The organism is Antarctobacter sp. (genome assembly GCF_034670325.1).
Taxonomy (GTDB): domain Bacteria; phylum Pseudomonadota; class Alphaproteobacteria; order Rhodobacterales; family Rhodobacteraceae; genus Antarctobacter.
The window spans coordinates 461,068-479,832 of record NZ_JAXMNR010000004.1 but is presented as its reverse complement, the minus strand read 5'-3'; the positions used below and the strand labels follow the sequence as shown (position 1 = coordinate 479,832).

Here is an 18,765-nt window from a genome sequence, read left to right as displayed (position 1 = left end):
CGTGGTCGGCCGGACTAAGCCCGCCGACTTCGATCTGCCCTTGGTATTCCCGAATAATGGACCTCCGATCATGACAGCACCTCTTTCGCGCCGCAGTGGTGGCCGCGCCGCCCGGGTCGCCGCCCGCGCGGCCGCCCTGTCCGAAGACATCCGCCCCGTCCGTCCCGGTATGACCGGCGGCACGTTCCGCCCGCTGACCGACACCCAAGTCGAGCGAATCCATGCAACAGCCCTGCTTGCGCTCGACGAAATCGGCCTTGCAGATGCGCCTCCTTCGGGGATCGAACTGCTGACAGACGCCGGTGCCAGACTGGGCGACGACGGTCGGCTGAGGTTTTCGCCGTCGTTGGTCGAGGACATGCTGGCAAAAGCCTGCCGCGATCTTTCACTGTGTGGCCGTGACCCGCGCTTTGACCTCGACCTGTCGGGGCAGCGGGTCCACTACGGCACAGCGGGCGCCGCGGTGCATATGGTCGATGTTGCAGGTCGCAACTATCGCGAAAGCACGCTTCAGGATCTGCACGATGCTGCCCGCATCGCGCACGTTCTGGACAATATCCATTTCCTGCAACGGCCTATGGTGGCGCGGGACATCCTCGACAACCGCGAGATGGACCTGAACACCATCTACGCCTGCTGCGCGGGCACTACCAAGCACATTGGAACGTCATTCTCTGACCCGTCACATGTCGCCGAGGGTCTGGAGCTCTTGCATTTGATTGCCGGTGGCGAGGAGGCTTGGCGTGCCCGGCCTTTCGTGTCCAATTCGAACTGCTTCGTCGTGCCACCGATGAAATTCGCCACGGAAAGCTGTCAGGCGATGGAGGCGTGCATTCATGGCGGCATGCCAGTGCTGCTGTTGAGCGCCGGGATGGCAGGTGCCACCGCACCCTCCACCATCGCCGGGGCCATCGTGCAGGCCGTCGCCGAATGCCTTGCCGGTGTGGTCTATGTCAACGCGCTGAAACCGGGCCATCCGGCGATCTTTGGCACATGGCCTTTTGGGCTGGACCTGCGGTCTGGTGCCATGACCGTGGGATCGGGCGAACAAGCACTGCTGTCTTCGGGCTGCGCGCAGATGCATGCGTTTTATGGTCTGCCTGGCGGGGCCACCGGGGGGGCGTCGGATTCCAAACTGCCGGACATGCAGGCAGGATGGGAGCAGATGTGCACCAATGTCATGGCCGGGCTGTCAGGCCTGAACATGGTCTACGAGGCCGCCGGAATGCATGCCTCATTGTTGGGGTTCTGCCACGAAAGCCTGATCCTTGGCGACGATCTGATTGGTCAGGCCCTGCGCTGCGTGCGCGGGATCGAGGTAGACGACGAAACGCTGGCGCTAGAGCAGATGCGCGATGTCTGCCTGAACGGACCGGGACACTACCTTGGCACCGACGCCACCCTTGGCCGGATGCAAAGCGACCATGTTTACCCAAAGCTGGGCAACCGCAGTTCCCCGAAGGAATGGGAAGAAAAGGAAAAGCCCGATCTGCTGGTCAACGCGACCAGCCGCAAGGAAGGAATCCTTGCCACCCGCAGCCCTGCGCGGTTTGACGCTGCCACCGACACCGCAATCCGAGCGCGGTTCAACATCCACCTGCCTGCCTGACACCGCGCGCGGCAACGGGCGCTGCCTCTCCGAGACCAACAAGGCTTGGGAGCACGCTGGCGGTTGCCGCCCGCAGCGGCATAGGGACGACAAGCCGCTCAATCCCCATAGGATCCGGCCGCTTGCGGTCGGGCGCGGGGCGCGCTAGCGGTGAATGCGCGCCCGTCGTTTCCTGCGCGTTCCGGAGATTGCGATGCCTTACCTGATCCTTGCTTTTGCCGTTCTGGCCGAAACAATTGGAACGACCGCACTACAGGCCAGTCAGCAGTTTTCCAAGCTGGGGCCGACGATCATAGTCGTCCTCGCCTACGGCGCGGCCTTTTACCTGCTGGGAATCGCGCTGAAGTTCTTCCCTGTGGGCATCGCCTATGCGATCTGGTCGGGGCTTGGGATTGTACTCATTGCGGTTATTGGTCTGGTGGTTTTTGGGCAACGGCTCGACCTGCCCGCTGTTCTGGGCATGGGACTCATCCTGACCGGCATTCTGGTCATTCATCTCTTTTCGAACACGTCACCCCACTAGAACCGCGCCCGAAACCGGACTCTCGCCCTTCAGACCTGTTGTCGACTTGTCGCGAGGCCGGACAGCCGCCTGTCCGGTTCCCGCACGCAAAGAAAAATCCCCCCGGAGCGATTGCTCCGAGGGGATCGTGCCTTCCGCAAAACATGAGGGGACATCAGAAGCGGAAGGAACCCCGCAGCGAGAATGTCTGCGCGTCGATGTCAGCGCCGGTTCCACCCACATCGTCAAAGCTGTGCGCCAGCGCCTCACCACCGATCGAGAACCGGTCATTGACGCGGTATTCGATGCCGACACCACCGACGGGGCCGGTTGCATCGCCCAGTGCCGTGTCGATCCGCGCGACACCAGCGGTGCCGTACAGCAGCGACTGGCCCATTTCATAGCCGACCCGGCCTTTGAGCCGCATCACGTTGTCCACGTCCACACCACCAAGGCTGTAGTCGTCGCCGGCCTGATACTCCAACTCACCGCCGACCACGACTTTGCCGAAGTCATAGTCATAGCCAGTGTGCAGACCGTAAACGGTGCCGTTGTTCGAGGCGCCGCCGCCCTGAGCGTTCATGTTGCCCAAAGAAAGACCACCATAAATGCCGGTCCAGTCGACGCCGAGGGGCGCAACGGGTACAATGGGGGCTGCGGGCGCAACCTCGACCGGGGTGTCATCAAGGCTGCCGGCAAGGACCGGGACCGCACCAAGGGTTGCCGACGCTGCGACAAGGGCAAAAATGCTCGATTTCATGACTGTCTCCTTTTCTGGTTCCGTACGCCGCTCTCAGGCGGCGCGTCATGTCACGACCGGATGTATCCATCCGTCATGCCCTTTCAACGGGTCAGCACGCGTCCAGTTCCATCCGATCTGCCCGGGACCAAGGGACCGGCCAAACGTCGCTGAGGCGCTTCCTTTGCCCGGCAAAAGCCCGCCGGTTCCCTCTGACGCTCTCGCAGCTGTGACCTGTTCCACCCTTGCAACAGGCTTGCGGCAAAAGGGCTCTGGCCTTTTTGCCGCGTCCCGGCTACGTCCGCGCCAACTCCGGACAAAGGAAACGTCTTATGGATTTGCGCAATGTCGCGATCATCGCCCACGTGGACCACGGCAAGACAACACTGGTGGACGAACTGCTGAAACAATCCGGCGCCTTTCGCGCCAACCAGGCCGTCGCCGAACGTGCCATGGATTCCAACGACCTGGAACGTGAACGCGGGATCACCATCCTTGCCAAAGCGACCAGCGTCGAATGGAAGGGCAAACGCATCAACATCGTGGATACACCCGGCCACGCCGATTTCGGTGCCGAGGTCGAACGCATCCTGTCGATGGTCGATGGCGTCGTTCTGCTGGTCGATGCCGCCGAAGGCCCGATGCCGCAGACCAAATTCGTCACCTCCAAGGCGCTGGCGCTGGGCCTGCGCCCGATCGTGGTGCTCAACAAGGTCGACAAACCCGACGCCGAGCCGGATCGCGCGCTGGATGAGGTCTTTGACCTGTTTTCGAACCTCGACGCGGATGAGGACCAGCTTGATTTCCCGCATCTCTATGCCTCGGGCCGCTCGGGCTGGTGCGATGCCGAACTGGACGGCCCGCGCAAGAATCTAGATGCGCTGTTCAATTTGATCGTGAACCACGTCCCTGCCCCCAAGCAGGTGAAGCAGGTCAACGATGACTTCCGGATGCTGGCGGTGACGCTGGGTGCCGACCCGTTTGTTGGCCGCCTACTGACAGGCCGCGTTGAATCCGGTCGCGTCAAAGTGGGACAGACCATTCAGGCCCTGTCGCGCATCGGCCAGAAGATCGAGCAATTCCGCGTTACCAAGATTCAGGCCTTTCGCGGCCTGCACCTGCAAGACATCGACGAGGCCGAAGCAGGCGATATCGTCAGCCTTGCGGGTATGACCAAATCCACCGTTGCAGATACGCTGTGCGCGTTGGCAGTCGAAGACCCGCTAGAGGCACAGCCCATCGACCCGCCCACCATCACCGTCACCTTTGGCATCAATGACAGCCCGCTGGCAGGCCGTGATGGCAAAAAGGTCCAGTCCCGCGTGATCCGCGACCGCCTGTACAAAGAGGCGGAAACCAACGTCGCCATCCGCATCAAGGACACGCCCGGTGGCGAAGCGTTTGAGGTGTCGGGCCGGGGCGAATTGCAAATGGGCGTTCTGATCGAGAACATGCGCCGTGAAGGCTTCGAATTGTCGATCTCGCGCCCGCAGGTGATCCTGCGCGAAGAGGACGGCAAGACGCTGGAACCGGTCGAAGAGGCCACCATCGACGTGGATGACGAATACTCTGGCGCGGTTATCGAAAAGCTGACCGGAGCCCGCAAGGGCGAACTGGTCGAGATGCGCCCCGCAGGTGCCGGCAAAACCCGCATCATCGCGCACGTCCCGTCGCGAGGATTGATCGGGTATCATGGCGAGTTCCTGACCGATACGCGCGGCACCGGCGTGCTGAACCGCGTTTTCCACGGTTGGACCCCGCACAAAGGTCCGATCCCGGGCCGTCGCGCCGGTGTTCTGATCTCGATGGAAGACGGTGAGGCCGTGGCCTACGCGCTATGGAACCTCGAAGACCGTGGCCGGATGATGATCGGTGCTCAGACCAAGGTCTATCAAGGCATGATCATCGGCGAACACAGCCGTGAGAACGACCTTGAGGTAAACCCGCTCAAAGGCAAAAAGCTGACCAACGTGCGCGCCTCCGGCACAGATGAGGCGGTCCGCCTGACAACCCCGATCACTCTTTCTTTGGAAGAGGCCATCGCCTATATCAATGACGATGAACTGGTCGAGGTTACACCCAACGCCATCCGCCTGCGTAAGCGCTTTCTCGACCCGCATGAGCGTAAACGCATGGCGCGTTCGGTCTAATCGATCGCGCTGGGAGCGCGCTTTAGGATCCGTGATCGCAACACTTGTTGCGGTCACGGCCTCGGCTCAAGTGCCCTGCGACAATGGACTGGTGACGGTCAAAACAAACGCGGCAGAGCTTGTTGAACGCGCCTGCCGCGCCTCAGACCGGGTGTTTGCGCAGCTTGACGCCTGTGATCAACGCCTGTCTGAACGTGTAAACATCCAAACAGCACAGGAAATCCTTGGCGATTGTCTGGGTTTGTTTCATTGCGGCAAGGCCAAGATAGAGGTTTTGACCCCCGATGCTCTGAGCCGAAAAATCGAAGCGGACAGCATATTCGCGCACATACCGCCCCAAGAGTTTTTCGAGAGCGTCGTCATCCACGAATTGATCCATGCGCTTTATGACGGGACGCCCTGCACGGCCGAATTCACTGAATGCTATGTCACCAGTGAATACTTGGCCTACGCGCTGCAGTTTGAGGCTTTGCCCACTAAGTTCCGCGCCCCTTGGCTAGACGAGTTTGACCCGAACGAGACCGTCAAACGGGACGAGATCAGCCTTGGGTCGCTCATGCTCGAAACCGACCAATTCGCGCTGAGCGCTTGGGCGCATCTGAAACAGCGACCTGATCGTTGCGATTGGATCAACGGCATTCTCGACGGCAGCATTGTCTTCACAAGACCCCGGCATTGATCCTTTGACGTAGGCCAAACATCTCATTGGACAAAGAAAAAGGCGCGGGGTGGCAGACCCCGCGCCTTCCTTGTTTCGATGCGCGCAGATTACTTGCAGGCAGCTTTCTTGGCCACGTAGTAGCCCGCTTTCACCATGTGCTTGGACTCTTTGTAGACAGCCGGATAGTGGACCTTGATCATCTGGCCGTTCTTGTATTCCCACTCGGTGTGGGCCGCCATGATCAGGTGCTGCTTGTAGCCGTATTTGGCCGGAACCCAGACCTTGTCATAGCAGGCAACAACTTTGCCTTCCCATGCCATTGCGGGTGCTGCGAAAGCGGCTGCGATAAGTGCGCCGACAAGAACTTTTTTCATGATCTTTCTCCCAAGAAAATTGAAGGTATCCAAACTCTAGCCAAGAAAATCGCCGCCGCGCGACAGGAATTCCTGACTTGGCGGGGCAAAATTCGACAAACCCCACTTTTTCCAGCCGAAATAAGGGATTCTGTGGTGGAGGTGCCATAGTTTTGCAACGGTCCAGCCCGATCGGACCGGCACGATATTTTCTATATCGGGAACAATTCACGGAATCGAAATTTTTCACCCCCTGACAAGGGATTGGAGGGAATGTCGCACGAATCAGTTATCTTCCAAAAGACCGGGAAAGATTTGCGGCAGGAGATTGCTCAAACGCCGGGGGGACCGGGCAAAAAGGTGCCGACGCCTATCCTTTTTCCAGAGCGACCGCATCCCCTTGTGTGATCCACCCGGACTGCACAACCGCACAACACCAGCCGCCATGCCCGCGCATGGCCGAATAGCCGCCACGCCCCAGAGCCGCCTCCATGCGGGAACAAGGAGCGCAAGGCGCTGTCACTTCCAACCGGACAGATCCGATACGCAGGCCGAATTCCCGAAGTGCTGTCAGGTTAATGCCAGATATCACCAGATTGCGCCGCAGCACATCGGGCGGCACCTCTTGTCGGTGAACCAGCGCCGCTATGACCGGCAGGTGTTCCGCCTGAATCAAGGTCACCGCTCGCTTGCCGGATCGACCATGGTCTCCGGTCAAGCCTTCGGGCCCAATCTCTGCGCGAGGAACCGGGACAAGCGGCGCCTTGCGTTCGGGCCGCAGACCGATCCATTCCAACCGCCCCGGCCCTGCAAAGGTCCGGCGCAGGTCAGCAAGTGATCTCACTCAGTGATCTCGACCACCATCAGCTCACGCTCGGACGCACCGCGCGCATGGCTCAGAGCCTCCTGATAGGCGTCGGACTGGTAACATTCCACCGCGGCCTCGACCGAGGGGAAGCGGGCGACCACATTGCGCGGGCGTTCCTTGCCCTCAAGCTGCACAAAGCGCCCGCCACGGGCGATGAAGGTCCCGCCATGATCGGCAATGGCAGGCCCCGCAAGTTCGGCATATTGGCCGTAAGCTTCGGTATCGGTCACGGTCACATGGGCAATCCAGAGTGCGGCCATCTTATTTTCCTCCAATAACGGCTTCTGCCGCCTTGATTGCTGCATCGGCGTTGTCAGCGCTGGCACCACCGCCCTGCGCCATGTCGGGACGGCCACCGCCGCCCTTGCCGCCCAGTTCGGCCACAGCGGCCTTGACGATGTCCACCGCCGACAGCGTGCCTTTCAGGTCATCGGTCACGCCGGCTGCCACGGCCGCTTTGCCGCCGGCATCCGCGATCAACAGAACCGCACCAGATCCGATCCGGCCCTTATGCTCGTCGATGAGCGGCGGCAGGTCTTTGCCTGTCACCCCGCTCAGAACCTGAGCAACAAGCTTTACCCCGTTGATTTCGCGCACTTCCGCGCCACCACCCTGCCCGGCGCCACCGGCCATCGCCAACTCGCGTCGCAGTTGTGCCACTTCGGATTCGAGCTTTTTGCGGTCGTCCAGCAACGCCTTGACCCGTGCGGGAACGTCCGCAGCGCTCGCCTTCAGCGCACCGGCCACCTCGGCCAGACGGTGATCCTGTTCGGTGAGATAATCCAAGGCCGCAGCGCCTGTCAGTGCCTCGATCCGGCGCACACCAGCGCTCGACGCGCTGTCGCCCAACGTGACGAACAAACCGATATCGCCGGTCTGGCTGACGTGGGTGCCTCCACATAGTTCGATCGAATAGGTCTGCCCCTCCGCGCCCTTGCCAGAGCCACTTTGGATGCCCATCGACACCACGCGCACTTCATCGCCGTATTTCTCACCGAAAAGCGCCTGTGCGCCGATACCGCGCGCGTCGTCTGGCGTCATGATCCGCGTACTGACAGCAGCGTTCTGGCGGATAAAGGCGTTCACATCACGCTCCACTGCCTGCAATTCCGCAGCGCTCAACGCCTTGTTGTGGCTGAAATCGAACCGCAGGCGGTCCGGTGCGTTGAGCGAGCCGCGCTGTGCCACATGATCGCCTAGCGCCTCACGCAGCGCCTCGTGCAGCAGGTGCGTGGCCGAGTGGTTGGCGCGGATTGCCGACCGGCGCGCATGATCGACTTCAAGCTGAAGCGCGTCGCCCTTGGTCAGCGCACCACGGTCCACCGTCACATGATGCGCCGTGACCTTGCCACCCGCCATCTTGTGGGTGTCCGTGACCGTCGCGCCCTCATCTTCGTTTTCCAACCGGCGCAACCAGCCGGTGTCGCCCACCTGACCGCCGGACTCGCCATAGAACGGCGTCTGGTTCAACACGACCCAGCCGCTTTGGCCAGCATCGAGTTTCTCGACCGCCTTGCCGTCCACCACCAACGCAAGAACTTGGCCCTCGGCGGTTTCGGTGTCGTAGCCAAGGAAATCAGTTGCACCATGGGAGTCGGCAATGTCGAACCAAACGGTCGCATCTGCCGCCTCACCCGATCCGCTCCATGCAGCGCGGGCCCGTGCTTTCTGTTCCTGCATGGCAGAATCGAAGCCGTCGACGTCAACGGTCCGGTTCTTCTCACGCAGGGCGTCCTGCGTCAGGTCCAGCGGAAAACCAAAGGTGTCATACAACTTGAAGGCCGCAGCCCCGGGCAGCGGCGCGTCTTCGGGAAGGTCGGCCAGTTCGTCGTCCAACAGCTTCAACCCACGATCCAGCGTGGCTTTGAAACGGGTCTCTTCCGATCTCAGTGTTTCCTCGATCAGCGCCTGCGCACGACCAAGTTCCGGGTAAGCCTGCCCCATCTGCCGCACCAACGCCGGGACAAGGCGGTACATCATCGGGTCCTGTGCACCCAGCAGGTGCGCGTGGCGCATGGCGCGACGCATGATCCGACGAAGGACATAACCACGTCCATCGTTCGAGGGCATTACGCCGTCGGCGATCAGGAACGAGGTGGACCGCAGGTGGTCTGCAATAACGCGGTGGTGCATCTTGCCCGGCCCGTCCGGATCGACGCTGGCCGCATCGGCGCTCGCCTCGATCAGGCTACGCATCAAGTCGGTATCATAGTTGTCGTGTTTGCCCTGCAGCAGCGCGCCGATCCGCTCCAGCCCCATGCCGGTGTCGATCGACTGCATGTCCAGCGCCTTCATCGAGCCGTCCTCGAACTGCTCGTTCTGCATGAAGACGACGTTCCAGATCTCGATGAACCGGTCGCCATCTTCTTCGGCGCTGCCCGGAGGTCCGCCCCAGATATGGTCGCCGTGATCGTAGAAAATTTCAGTGCAAGGGCCGCAGGGACCGGTCGGCCCCATCTGCCAGAAATTGTCGGAGGTCGCGATGCGGATGATCCGATCCTCGGGCACACCGAGTTTTTTCCAAGTGTCGAATGCCTCATCATCGGTGTGGTACACCGTTGTCAACAAACGCTTGGGATCAATCCCGAATTCCTTCGTCACCAGTTCCCAGGCGAAAGGAATCGCTTCGGCTTTGAAATAATCGCCGAAAGAGAAATTCCCAAGCATCTCGAAAAAGGTGTGGTGGCGCGCGGTGTAACCCACGTTGTCGAGGTCATTGTGTTTGCCACCCGCCCGCACGCATTTTTGCGAGGTAGTGGCGCGGTTGTAGTCCCGCTTTTCGACCCCGGTGAAGAGGTTCTTGAACTGCACCATACCCGAATTGACAAACATCAGTGTCGGGTCGTTTCGCGGCACCAGCGGGCTGGAGGCCACAACCTCATGCCCCTGCTTTTCAAAATAGGTCAGGAAGGTAGAGCGGATGTCGTTCAGGCTTGCCATGTCGGGCCTCTTCGCGGGCGAGTGATCGGCGAAGATGTATCCGCGCCATCCGGCGGTGTCCACCGCCCCTTGATCCGGCGCGGATTCATCCGGGACCAACAGGTGATCAAGAAAAGGGCGCCCTGTGTGGCGCCCTCAACGTACCGACTGGAATAGAGGTCAGTCCTCGGTCAGTTCCGGATCATCTTCGGGCATGTCGAACTCCAACCCGTGCGCTGCGCGGATCTTGTCCTCGATCTCAAGAGCGACTCGCTTGTTCTCACGCAGGTAGGTTTTGACGTTCTCACGCCCCTGCCCGATCCGTTCGTCGCCGTAGCTGTACCAGGCACCGGATTTCTCGACCACGCCAGCCTTTACGCCAAGGTCGATCAATTCGCCCATCTTCGAGATGCCTTCGCCATACATGATGTCGAATTCCACCTGCTTGAACGGTGGCGCAACCTTGTTCTTGACCACCTTGACGCGGGTGGCGTTTCCGACAACCTCATCGCGGTCCTTGATCGCGCCGATCCGGCGGATGTCCAGACGCACAGAGGAATAGAACTTGAGCGCGTTGCCGCCCGTGGTCGTCTCGGGAGAGCCAAACATGACGCCGATTTTCATCCGGATCTGGTTGATGAAAATGACCATGCAGTTCGACCGGCTGATCGAACCTGTCAGCTTGCGCATTGCCTGGCTCATCAGGCGAGCGTGCACGCCGACGCTGCTGTCGCCCATGTCGCCTTCAAGCTCTGATTTCGGCGTCAACGCGGCAACGGAGTCGACAACCACCAGGTTGACCGCGCCGGAACGCACCAGAGTATCCACGATTTCAAGCGCTTGCTCACCGGTGTCAGGCTGCGAGATTAACAGCTCGTCCAGATCCACGCCCAGCTTTTTCGCATATTGTGGGTCCAGCGCGTGTTCCGCATCGACAAAGGCGCAGACACCGCCCTTTTTCTGTTCTTCGGCCACCACGTGCAGGGTCAGGGTTGTCTTGCCCGAGCTTTCCGGTCCGTAAATCTCAATGATCCGCCCCTTGGGCAAACCGCCGATTCCCAAAGCGATATCCAGCCCCAAGGACCCGGTCGACGTCGCCTCGATATCCTTGATCGCGTTTTCGCCACCCAGCTTCATGATCGAGCCCTTGCCGAACTGCCGCTCGATCTGGGCCAGCGCGCTATCCAGGGCCTTCTGCTTTTCCGCTTTTTTCTTAGTGTCCATGCTCAGAAGATCTGCCGTTGCCATGCGTTTCGATCCTTATTCCATATGCCGTGGAGCGCGGCAATCGCTGCTTTCGTTCACCTCTTGTTCCAAACCGTATGAGACCAAAGAGTGAACATTTCAAGTCAAATCTTTCCTTTTCCACTTTGCTGCGAGAGGGTTAAAGCAAGGTTTACGAAACAGGAACAATTTGAATGCTGGTGTTCTGGAAAGCACGTCTTGTGATGTTGGCGGTGCCCAAGACGGGGACGTCGGCCTATGCACGCGCGCTTGCGCCCGTGGCCTCGATGGCTGTGTCTGATCCTCCGGAGCTGAAACATGCGCCGGTCTATCGCTACAATCGCTTTTTTCGTCCGATGTTCGAAAAAGTCGGTGGAGAGATGGACCTGCTGGCCGTCATCCGTGAACCCGTCGATTGGCTGGGGTCTTGGTATCGTTATCGCCAACGTGGATTTCTCGAAGGTAAACCGACATCGACCCGGGGTCTGAGTTTCGACATGTTCTGCGACGCCTATGCTCAGGGGGCTCGCCCCGCCTACGCAAATGTCGGCAGTCAGGCGAAATTCGTTGAGCCCCGGCCAAATGGCGTGGCTGTGTCGCACCTGTTCAAATATGAAAATCAGGCGGGTTTGATCGGATTTCTGGAAGAACGTCTACAGACGCAGATTGACCTGCCGCGGGAAAATGTGTCGCCCAGCCGAGATTTGACCTTGTCCGCGAAAACCGAGGCCAAGCTGCGACGCAAATGCGCGGCGGATTTTGAGATCTGGGAAAGCGCGCTCTGATGCGACTCTGCCGGCAATTTCGGACGGCAGCGTGATACGAACGATCGTCGGAATTTAAACCTGAACCCAACCAACACAGCACTGTCGAAAAGCTGTCAGCCCATCTTAATTCAACTGGCGGTGAACCGTCTCTGTCAGATCCGACAGCGAAAATGGCTTGGGCAGGAAGACCGAATTCGGGATTTCTTCGCTGCCTTCGCCAAAGGCATCCTCGGCATAGCCCGAAACAAAAACCACACGGGTATCTGGCCGCCGTTCCCGCGCCTTGCGCACCCAGGTCGGCCCGTCCATCCCCGGCATAACCACGTCGGTGACGAAGATGTCGACGGCAAGGTCCTCATCATCGAGTGTACTCAGTGCATCCTCGGCGGTTTCCGCCTCGATCACGGTATAGCCGCGCAAGCGCAAGGCACGGGCGGCAAAAGCGCGAACCGGGGCCTCATCCTCGACCAGCAGCACCACGCCAGTGCCTTGTTCCGGCAGCTTGCGCTCATCCTTCGGGATGGCAACCGGGGCCACTTGCCTTGGGGTTTCAAAGGCGGGGAACAGCAAAGTGAAACAGGTGCCCTGCCCCACCACGCTATCGACAAAGATGAACCCCCCGGTCTGCTTGACGATGCCGTAGACAGTCGACAGCCCCAGTCCGGTGCCTTCGCCGGTGCGTTTGGTGGTAAAGAAGGGCTCAAACACTTTTTGCAACTTGTCCTGCGGGATACCGATGCCCTCATCCGTGACCCGGACCGACACATAAGTACCCGGGGCCACAACGGCGCGGTCGCGGCTCATCGGGTCGTTGAGGGTCCGAGACTCGGTTTCGACGACAATTTCGCCCCCGTCGGGCATGGCATCGCGCGCATTTACCACGAGGTTCATCATGACCTGTTCCAGCTGGCGGCGATCGCCGCGGACCGGTGGGAGAACAGGATCATGCTTGAGCGTCAGGCGCACTTTCTCGCCGACAAGGCGATTGAGCAGATGCGCAAGGTCGGACAGCGTATCGCGCAGATCCATGATCTCTGGCTGCATCGTCTGCTTGCGCGAAAACGCCAGTAGCTGCCCAACAAGGGCCGCCGCGCGATTGGCGTTCTGATTGATCTGCACAAGGTCGCCATAGTCCGGGTCACCCTGATCGTGACGCAGCAGTAGCAGATCGCAATGACCCGAAATCGCGGTCAGCAAGTTGTTGAAATCATGCGCTACGCCGCCCGCAAGTTGACCGATGGCCTGCATTTTCTGGCTCTGGACAAATTGCGCCTCGAGGGTCTTGAGTTCGGTGGCATCGTTCAGAACGGCGATCAGCGCGGTCTCACCTTCTTCGATCACGCGATTGAGCGTGACCTGAACAAAAACCTCACGGTCGGCGCGGGTCAGCCGCAGAAACTCTGACCGGTGCAGGCCACGACCATCCGCTGCCTCCTGCAACCAGTCCTTGATGGCGCGACCCAATCCCTCCATGTGTTCGGCCACATGACCAGGATTTCCCTGCCCCAGATTCAACAGCCGACGCGCCTCGGGATTTGCGCGGACGACCTCACCATCCGGCGCAACCTTGAGAAGCGGAACCGGAAGCCCGTCAAAACTGCCCATGATGTCCTGTCGGCCCGCATCCTCGGCGATCGGAGACAGAACCAGTTCCTGCCGTCCGCCACCGATATCGGCGCTATGGACCAGAACGCTTTGTCCGGCGTGGCTGCCTTTGAGGCAATGCACGCCATCAGAGCGCAGGGGCAGATCGGCAAAGATATCGTCAAGCCGTTTCACCCGTTGCCCCACGAGTTCACGCGCCACCGGGTTCATGTAGAGCACCGCCCCGTTACGCCCCAAGGAGATCACCGCAAGATCGGCCCGCGTCCGCCCGCCTGCGCGCTGCGACTCGTTCTCCAGACGCCAGAGCATGAGGTCGGCGCGGAACGCCCGAACGTAGATGCGATAGCCTTCCGAATGGCTGGTCACATCCTCGACCGCCGCCCCGTCTCGAAGCGCCTTTTGTTGCATCCGGTAGACGATACCTTCGGAACTGGCGAAAACATCCCGCAACATTGCCGAGAGGCGGCTTTCGTCCGTGCTGACGAAACGGTCGCGTGCGGCCCGATTGGTCCGCAAGACAACCCCGTCACCATCGGTGAGAAAGCAAAACGCGGGCTCCGTTTCGATGAAGTCGGCCAGTTGCGCAATGCGCCGCTGAAACCGCCCGCCAGTAATCCGGTCCACCATCAGCCAGACCACGGCAAGACACCCGAACGCCCCGGTCGCGGCAAGCGCCACCACCTCTACTGTGCGGACCGTCGCGAATTGCGACACAAGCAGGGAAAGACTGGCAAGCACCACAAGCGCCGACGCCCCCAGTACGGGCGACATTCCGCCCTGGCGCTTGCGCGCAATATCGATTGTCGCCTCCACGCCATCCCCCGAAATCACGAATCGTTGCCTCTGAGTATGCCCACCAAGTCCGTTAATAGCACGTTAACCGTTCGAGAATTTCTCGTCAAAGTTGTGTCTACGTGACGGGTTCCGATCGCAGAACCGCGACGAAAAATCCGTCGCCGCCGTCGGACGGTAGGAACTGGCGCTCACTTTCCAACCGCCAGCCCAGCGAACGCGCCAAAAAGGCCCGGACCTGTTCCGCGTTTTCCTCAGCCAGGACGGAACATGTGGCGTAGGACAGGCATCCACCCGGAGCAACCAGCTCGGCGGCACTGTCCAGGATATCGGCCTGCGTCGCGCAAAGTGCCGCCAACTGCGGATCGGTCAACCGCCATTTGCCTTCGGGCGCGCGGCGCCATGCCCCGCTGCCAGAACAGGGCACATCGCAGAACACCAGATCATACAGTCTTTGCGGTTCTGAAACGATCCTGACCTTTGCCCCGGCACGCAGCGCCCGTGCTGGCAGGTCCGCCATGCGCCGTGGCGCCGCGTCATGCGCATCGACACCGCCGCCGCCAAGCCGCGCCGCCATGGCCAACGCCTTGCCACCACCACCGGCGCAATAGTCCAGAACCGAAAGTCCGGGAGAAAGCGGCAACATATCCACCACAGCCTGACTGGCCGCGTCCTGTAACTCGACCGCACCCGACAGATAGGCATCGCTGCGGGCAATTGCGCGCGCGCCCTCGGTCACGCGCAAGGCGGTCGGGGACAGCGAATGAGGCTCCGCCGTGATTCCGTCATTTGCCAACAAAGCGATGGCTTGATCAATTGTGCCTCGCAGACTGTTAATCCGCAGGAACACATCCGCACGCGCGCGCAGCGCCTTTGCTGTCTGCTCGGTTGCAGCCCCCAGACTTTCCCGAAACCGGACCGCCAACCAATCTGGCAGGTCAAGCGCCTCATTCCCTTCGGGCGCGCGTCCTGCATCCCGCTCTACCTCACTCAGTTCTGCCGGGGCATGCCCCTGACCGGTAAAGATCGCTTCGGCGTCTTCGCCGCGCAGCCGTATCACCCCCAACATGCGCGCCCGACCGCTCTCACCTCCGCCCAATACAGCCGCGGACCGCCAGCAGCGCAAAGCGTCAAACACAAGGTCGCGCACCGCCGCCCGGTCCTTGGACCCGGCATAACGCGATGTCCTGCCCCATGTGGTCAGCACCTGTTCCGCCGGACGGCCGGCGGCGATCTGGTCAGTCAATTCGATAGCAGCCTGAACGCGGGCGGCAGGGGTCATGAGCGGCTCTCCGGGGCAGTAAGGTGTGAAGTGCCTAGCCCAACCCACCCGATTTGACGAGACCCGACGCTTGGCCCTTGGCGCTTGGGAACGATTGCGGCTAGGGTCGCCGCGAAGCGAAAGACTGGGAGGGCTTCGTGGGCATTTCGATTGGTTGCCTCACCGACAGCCATAGCGCTATCGGCGAAGGGGAAACTGCGGACTTGCGGACGGAGTGTCTTTGCTGGCGCGATATCCCCGTCGGCTCTGTCCAATGCACCGACGCAGCCTTCGGCCAGTCCGTAACCACCGCCCAGCCGAACCCATGGCTTTCCTTGCGCCGCGCAATGAAGGACCGGGCATGTATAAAGCGGACGACGTCCCCTCGACTTGCAACACCTGCGTTTGCGACGATAGACCCGACACACTCTACGGGACCACCCCGGCAGAGGCCGCGCGTCAAGCACTGACCAGCCGCAGGCCGCCGGGATCAAGGCAATCACAGACCTTGGCGCGCAGGTCCCATGCCAGACCTGCCTTGCCGACTGACGGACAGACACAAAGGATTACCCATGCACCCGACCTCCAAGATGAACCGCCTTCTGATCACCGGAGCTGCCGGTGGGCTGGGCCACGCCCTGCGCTCGCGCCTCACCCATCTGGCGGACAAGATCCGACTGTCGGATGTCGCGGACATGGGCGACGCCGCCCCGCATGAGGAAATCGTGCCCTGCGATCTTGGCGATAGGGCCGCGGTCGAGGCTCTGGTCGAAGGCTGCGACGGCATCGTGCATTTTGGCGGCAAATCCGTCGAGGGCACCTGGGAGGTGATCCGCAACGCCAATATCGAAGGCGTCTACAACCTGTATGAAGCAGCCCGCAAACACGGCAAACCGCGCATCGTCTTTGCCTCGTCCAACCACGCCGTCGGGTTTTACCGACAAGATCAGGTCATCGACAACACGGTCTACCCGCAACCTGATGGGCTATACGGTGTCTCCAAGGTCTTCGGTGAGATGATGGCATCGGCATATTGGAACAAGTTCGGCCAAGAAACAGCCGTGGTTCGGATCGGCTCTTCTTTTGACGAACCGAAATCGCACCGGATGTTGTCCTCATGGATGTCCTACGGAGATTTCGTCTCATTGATCGAACGGGTGTTCGACGTGCCGCGTCTGGGGTGCCCGGTGATCTACGGGGTCTCCGACAATGACAGCGTCTGGTGGGACAACACCAAGGTCGCTTGGCTGGGATGGCGTCCTCAGGACAACTCCGAGGCCTATCGCAGCAAGCTGGACGCCTCGGAAGCAAAATTTCCGGGCGATGCGCCCGATGTGGTCTATCAGGGCGGAGCCTTTACCGCCGATGGCATCCACGAAAAGTGACCAACGCCAACCGGGAATAATCCATAATAAATCAGCGTTTTACGTCGCGATCTTAAACTTTCCCGTCAATCGCACGCAGGCCTGTCCGCACAACCGGCGCAGACCGTCCCCAAGTGCCTGTTCCCCGGAGCCATCCCTCGCTGATGCCGAAAAGAGGCGACCGGCTCCGGCCTGCAAGGGTGCGCAGCACCGCGCATCGCGCGGCTTGCCCTTGCGGGGCGGTGCCGGTTGTCTCAGGCATCATCAAGCGAGGGATGGCTTCGGGGAACAGGCACGGGCGTGTTCGCGGGTGAATCCTGAAGCGTTACACGCGCCAAGGGCGCGCCCTGCCAACCGGAGCCGAATTAAGGGTTGGTGGGCGGGCGATGGGACCGGCACGGGCCCGAGTCCCGTCCCCAGCCCGTCCCATCACCGTTCCAGATCACCCGATCCGATAGTTCGGCGATTCCCGCGTGATCTGCACATCGTGCACGTGGCTTTCCTTCAGCCCCGCGCCGGTGATCCGCACAAAATTGCAGTTGTGGCGCATCTCTTCGACGGTGGCACAGCCAGTGTACCCCATTGCCGCCCGCAGACCGCCAACAAGTTGATGGATCACTGTGCCCGCCGGGCCTTTGTAGGGCACCTGCCCCTCGATCCCTTCGGGCACCAGCTTGTCACTGGCGGCATCCTTCTGGAAATACCTGTCGGCCGAACCACGCGCCATTGCACCCAACGACCCCATCCCGCGGTAGGCCTTGTAGCTGCGACCCTGATACAGGATCACCTCGCCCGGGCTTTCATCGGTGCCCGCGATCATGCTGCCAACCATGGCACAGCTCGCCCCCGCCGCAATGGCCTTGGCGAAATCGCCCGAGAACTTGATGCCTCCGTCGGCGATCACCGGCACGTCGCCTGCCGCCCGGGCGCAATCCATGATCGCTGTCAGCTGTGGCACGCCGACGCCCGCCACCATCCGCGTGGTACAGATCGACCCAGGACCAATCCCCACCTTGATCGCATCCGCCCCAGCGCCGATCAGCGCCTTGGCGGCCTCGGAGGTGGCGACGTTGCCCGCGATCACCTGCACTTGGTTTGACAACAGTTTGGCCCGCTCGACGGCCTCCAGCACGCCAGACGAATGGCCATGCGCCGTGTCCACCACGATGATGTCGACCTGCGCATCCACCAACGCCTGCGACCGCTCATACCCGCTGTCACCAACGCCGGTCGCCGCTGCTACGCGCAGCCGCCCCAGCCCATCCTTGCAGGCGGTCGGGTTCAGCACCGCCTGTTCGGTGTCTTTCAGGGTCAGCAGCCCGGTCAGCTTGCCCGTCGCATCCGTCACCAACAGCTTTTCGATGCGCCGTGCCTTCATCAGGTTGATGGCTTCCTGCCGGTCGGCAGGTTCGGTCAGGATGGCAAGGTTGTCGCGGGTCATCATCGCCTGAACGGTGGTCGCGTCATTTTCGGCAAAGCGCATGTCGCGATTGGTGACGATCCCCACAACCCGGTGGTTTTCATCCACCACCGGAAAACCGGTAAAGCCGTACCGCTCTGTCAGCATCCGCGCGTCCCCCAACGTCTGGTTGGGGCGCAAGGTCACCGGGTTGTAGACGATCCCGCTTTCAAAGCGTTTGACCCGGCGCACTTCGCGAGCCTGTTCCTCGATACCAAGGTTCTTGTGGATCACGCCCATGCCGCCCGCCTGCGCCATGGTGATGGCCATGCGGCTTTCGGTCACCGTGTCCATAGCCGAACTCAAAAGCGGGATATTGAGGGCGATGGATTTGGTGACCTGGGTGCGCGTGTCAGCGGTGGACGGCAACACGCTTGAGGCCGCGGGAACAAGCAGAACGTCATCGAAGGTCAGAGCCTCGCGAATCTCCATGGGGGCACTCCTTGGGAGGGATCGGTTGGCGCGTCCCTATCGCATGGGCGGCGGGGAAAG

At 61.0% G+C, this 18,765-nt stretch carries 15 protein-coding genes; 6 read left to right on the top strand and 9 right to left on the bottom strand.

The window, feature by feature from the left end:
- Window positions 1-70: 70 nt before the first annotated feature.
- Window positions 71-1,609 carry a trimethylamine methyltransferase family protein gene (locus tag VOI21_RS12920; RefSeq protein ID WP_323770306.1) on the top strand — a complete coding sequence of 513 codons (1,539 nt, stop codon included), beginning with the start codon at window positions 71-73 and terminating at the stop codon, window positions 1,607-1,609.
- Between the two features lie 193 nt (window positions 1,610-1,802).
- Window positions 1,803-2,132 (top strand): SMR family transporter, encoded by a 330-nt coding sequence (locus VOI21_RS12915; RefSeq protein WP_323770305.1) that lies wholly within the window; start codon window positions 1,803-1,805, stop codon window positions 2,130-2,132.
- A gap of 154 nt (window positions 2,133-2,286) precedes the next feature.
- On the opposite strand, the gene VOI21_RS12910 is transcribed toward VOI21_RS12915, so the two are convergent.
- A complete protein-coding gene (locus tag VOI21_RS12910; RefSeq protein WP_323770304.1) occupies window positions 2,287-2,871 on the bottom strand; it encodes an outer membrane protein in 585 nt (194 codons plus the stop codon).
- 311 nt (window positions 2,872-3,182) lie between these two features.
- Between VOI21_RS12910 and typA the strand changes: the two genes are divergently transcribed.
- Both typA and VOI21_RS12900 read left to right on the top strand, forming a co-directional pair.
- On the top strand, window positions 3,183-5,000 hold the full coding sequence (typA, locus tag VOI21_RS12905; RefSeq protein WP_323770303.1) for a translational GTPase TypA: 1,818 nt from the start codon (window positions 3,183-3,185) through the stop codon (window positions 4,998-5,000).
- Window positions 5,001-5,031: 31 nt separating this feature from the next.
- On the top strand, window positions 5,032-5,679 hold the full coding sequence (locus VOI21_RS12900) for a hypothetical protein (protein ID WP_323770302.1): 648 nt from the start codon (window positions 5,032-5,034) through the stop codon (window positions 5,677-5,679).
- A gap of 89 nt (window positions 5,680-5,768) precedes the next feature.
- On the opposite strand, the gene VOI21_RS12895 is transcribed toward VOI21_RS12900, so the two are convergent.
- The 5 genes from VOI21_RS12895 to recA form a co-directional block, all read right to left on the bottom strand.
- Window positions 5,769-6,035 (bottom strand): hypothetical protein, encoded by a 267-nt coding sequence (locus tag VOI21_RS12895; protein WP_323770301.1) that lies wholly within the window; start codon window positions 6,033-6,035, stop codon window positions 5,769-5,771.
- 349 nt (window positions 6,036-6,384) lie between these two features.
- Window positions 6,385-6,858, bottom strand: coding sequence for an MOSC domain-containing protein (locus VOI21_RS12890; RefSeq protein WP_323770300.1), 474 nt, complete (start codon window positions 6,856-6,858; stop codon window positions 6,385-6,387).
- Window positions 6,855-7,142 carry a DUF1330 domain-containing protein gene (locus VOI21_RS12885; RefSeq protein ID WP_323770299.1) on the bottom strand — a complete coding sequence of 96 codons (288 nt, stop codon included), beginning with the start codon at window positions 7,140-7,142 and terminating at the stop codon, window positions 6,855-6,857. Before VOI21_RS12885 ends, VOI21_RS12890 begins: the two co-directional genes overlap by 4 nt.
- 1 nt (window position 7,143) lies before the next feature.
- Window positions 7,144-9,822, bottom strand: coding sequence for an alanine--tRNA ligase (gene alaS, locus VOI21_RS12880; protein ID WP_323770298.1), 2,679 nt, complete (start codon window positions 9,820-9,822; stop codon window positions 7,144-7,146).
- Between the two features lie 159 nt (window positions 9,823-9,981).
- The gene (gene recA / locus VOI21_RS12875) at window positions 9,982-11,049 is read right to left on the bottom strand and encodes a recombinase RecA (protein WP_323770297.1); all 1,068 of its coding nucleotides are present in this window, start codon (window positions 11,047-11,049) and stop codon (window positions 9,982-9,984) included.
- A 170-nt stretch (window positions 11,050-11,219) separates the two neighbouring features.
- Between recA and VOI21_RS12870 the strand changes: the two genes are divergently transcribed.
- On the top strand, window positions 11,220-11,810 hold the full coding sequence (locus VOI21_RS12870; protein ID WP_323770296.1) for a gamma-glutamyl kinase: 591 nt from the start codon (window positions 11,220-11,222) through the stop codon (window positions 11,808-11,810).
- Between the two features lie 105 nt (window positions 11,811-11,915).
- Here VOI21_RS12870 and VOI21_RS12865 read toward each other — a convergent pair whose 3' ends face one another.
- Together VOI21_RS12865 and VOI21_RS12860 are read right to left on the bottom strand one after the other, a co-directional pair.
- Window positions 11,916-14,210 carry an ATP-binding protein gene (locus VOI21_RS12865; protein ID WP_416358976.1) on the bottom strand — a complete coding sequence of 765 codons (2,295 nt, stop codon included), beginning with the start codon at window positions 14,208-14,210 and terminating at the stop codon, window positions 11,916-11,918.
- A gap of 97 nt (window positions 14,211-14,307) precedes the next feature.
- Window positions 14,308-15,471: an RsmB/NOP family class I SAM-dependent RNA methyltransferase gene (locus VOI21_RS12860; RefSeq protein ID WP_323770295.1), complete on the bottom strand. Its 1,164-nt coding sequence runs from the start codon at window positions 15,469-15,471 to the stop codon at window positions 14,308-14,310.
- A gap of 551 nt (window positions 15,472-16,022) precedes the next feature.
- On the opposite strand from VOI21_RS12860, the gene VOI21_RS12855 reads away from it, so the two are divergent.
- Complete coding sequence (locus VOI21_RS12855; RefSeq protein WP_323770294.1) at window positions 16,023-16,835, top strand: NAD(P)-dependent oxidoreductase; 813 nt, start codon at window positions 16,023-16,025, stop codon at window positions 16,833-16,835.
- Window positions 16,836-17,256: 421 nt separating this feature from the next.
- On the opposite strand, the gene guaB is transcribed toward VOI21_RS12855, so the two are convergent.
- Window positions 17,257-18,705 carry an IMP dehydrogenase gene (guaB, locus tag VOI21_RS12850; RefSeq protein WP_323770293.1) on the bottom strand — a complete coding sequence of 483 codons (1,449 nt, stop codon included), beginning with the start codon at window positions 18,703-18,705 and terminating at the stop codon, window positions 17,257-17,259.
- Between the last annotated feature and the right edge of the window lie 60 nt (window positions 18,706-18,765).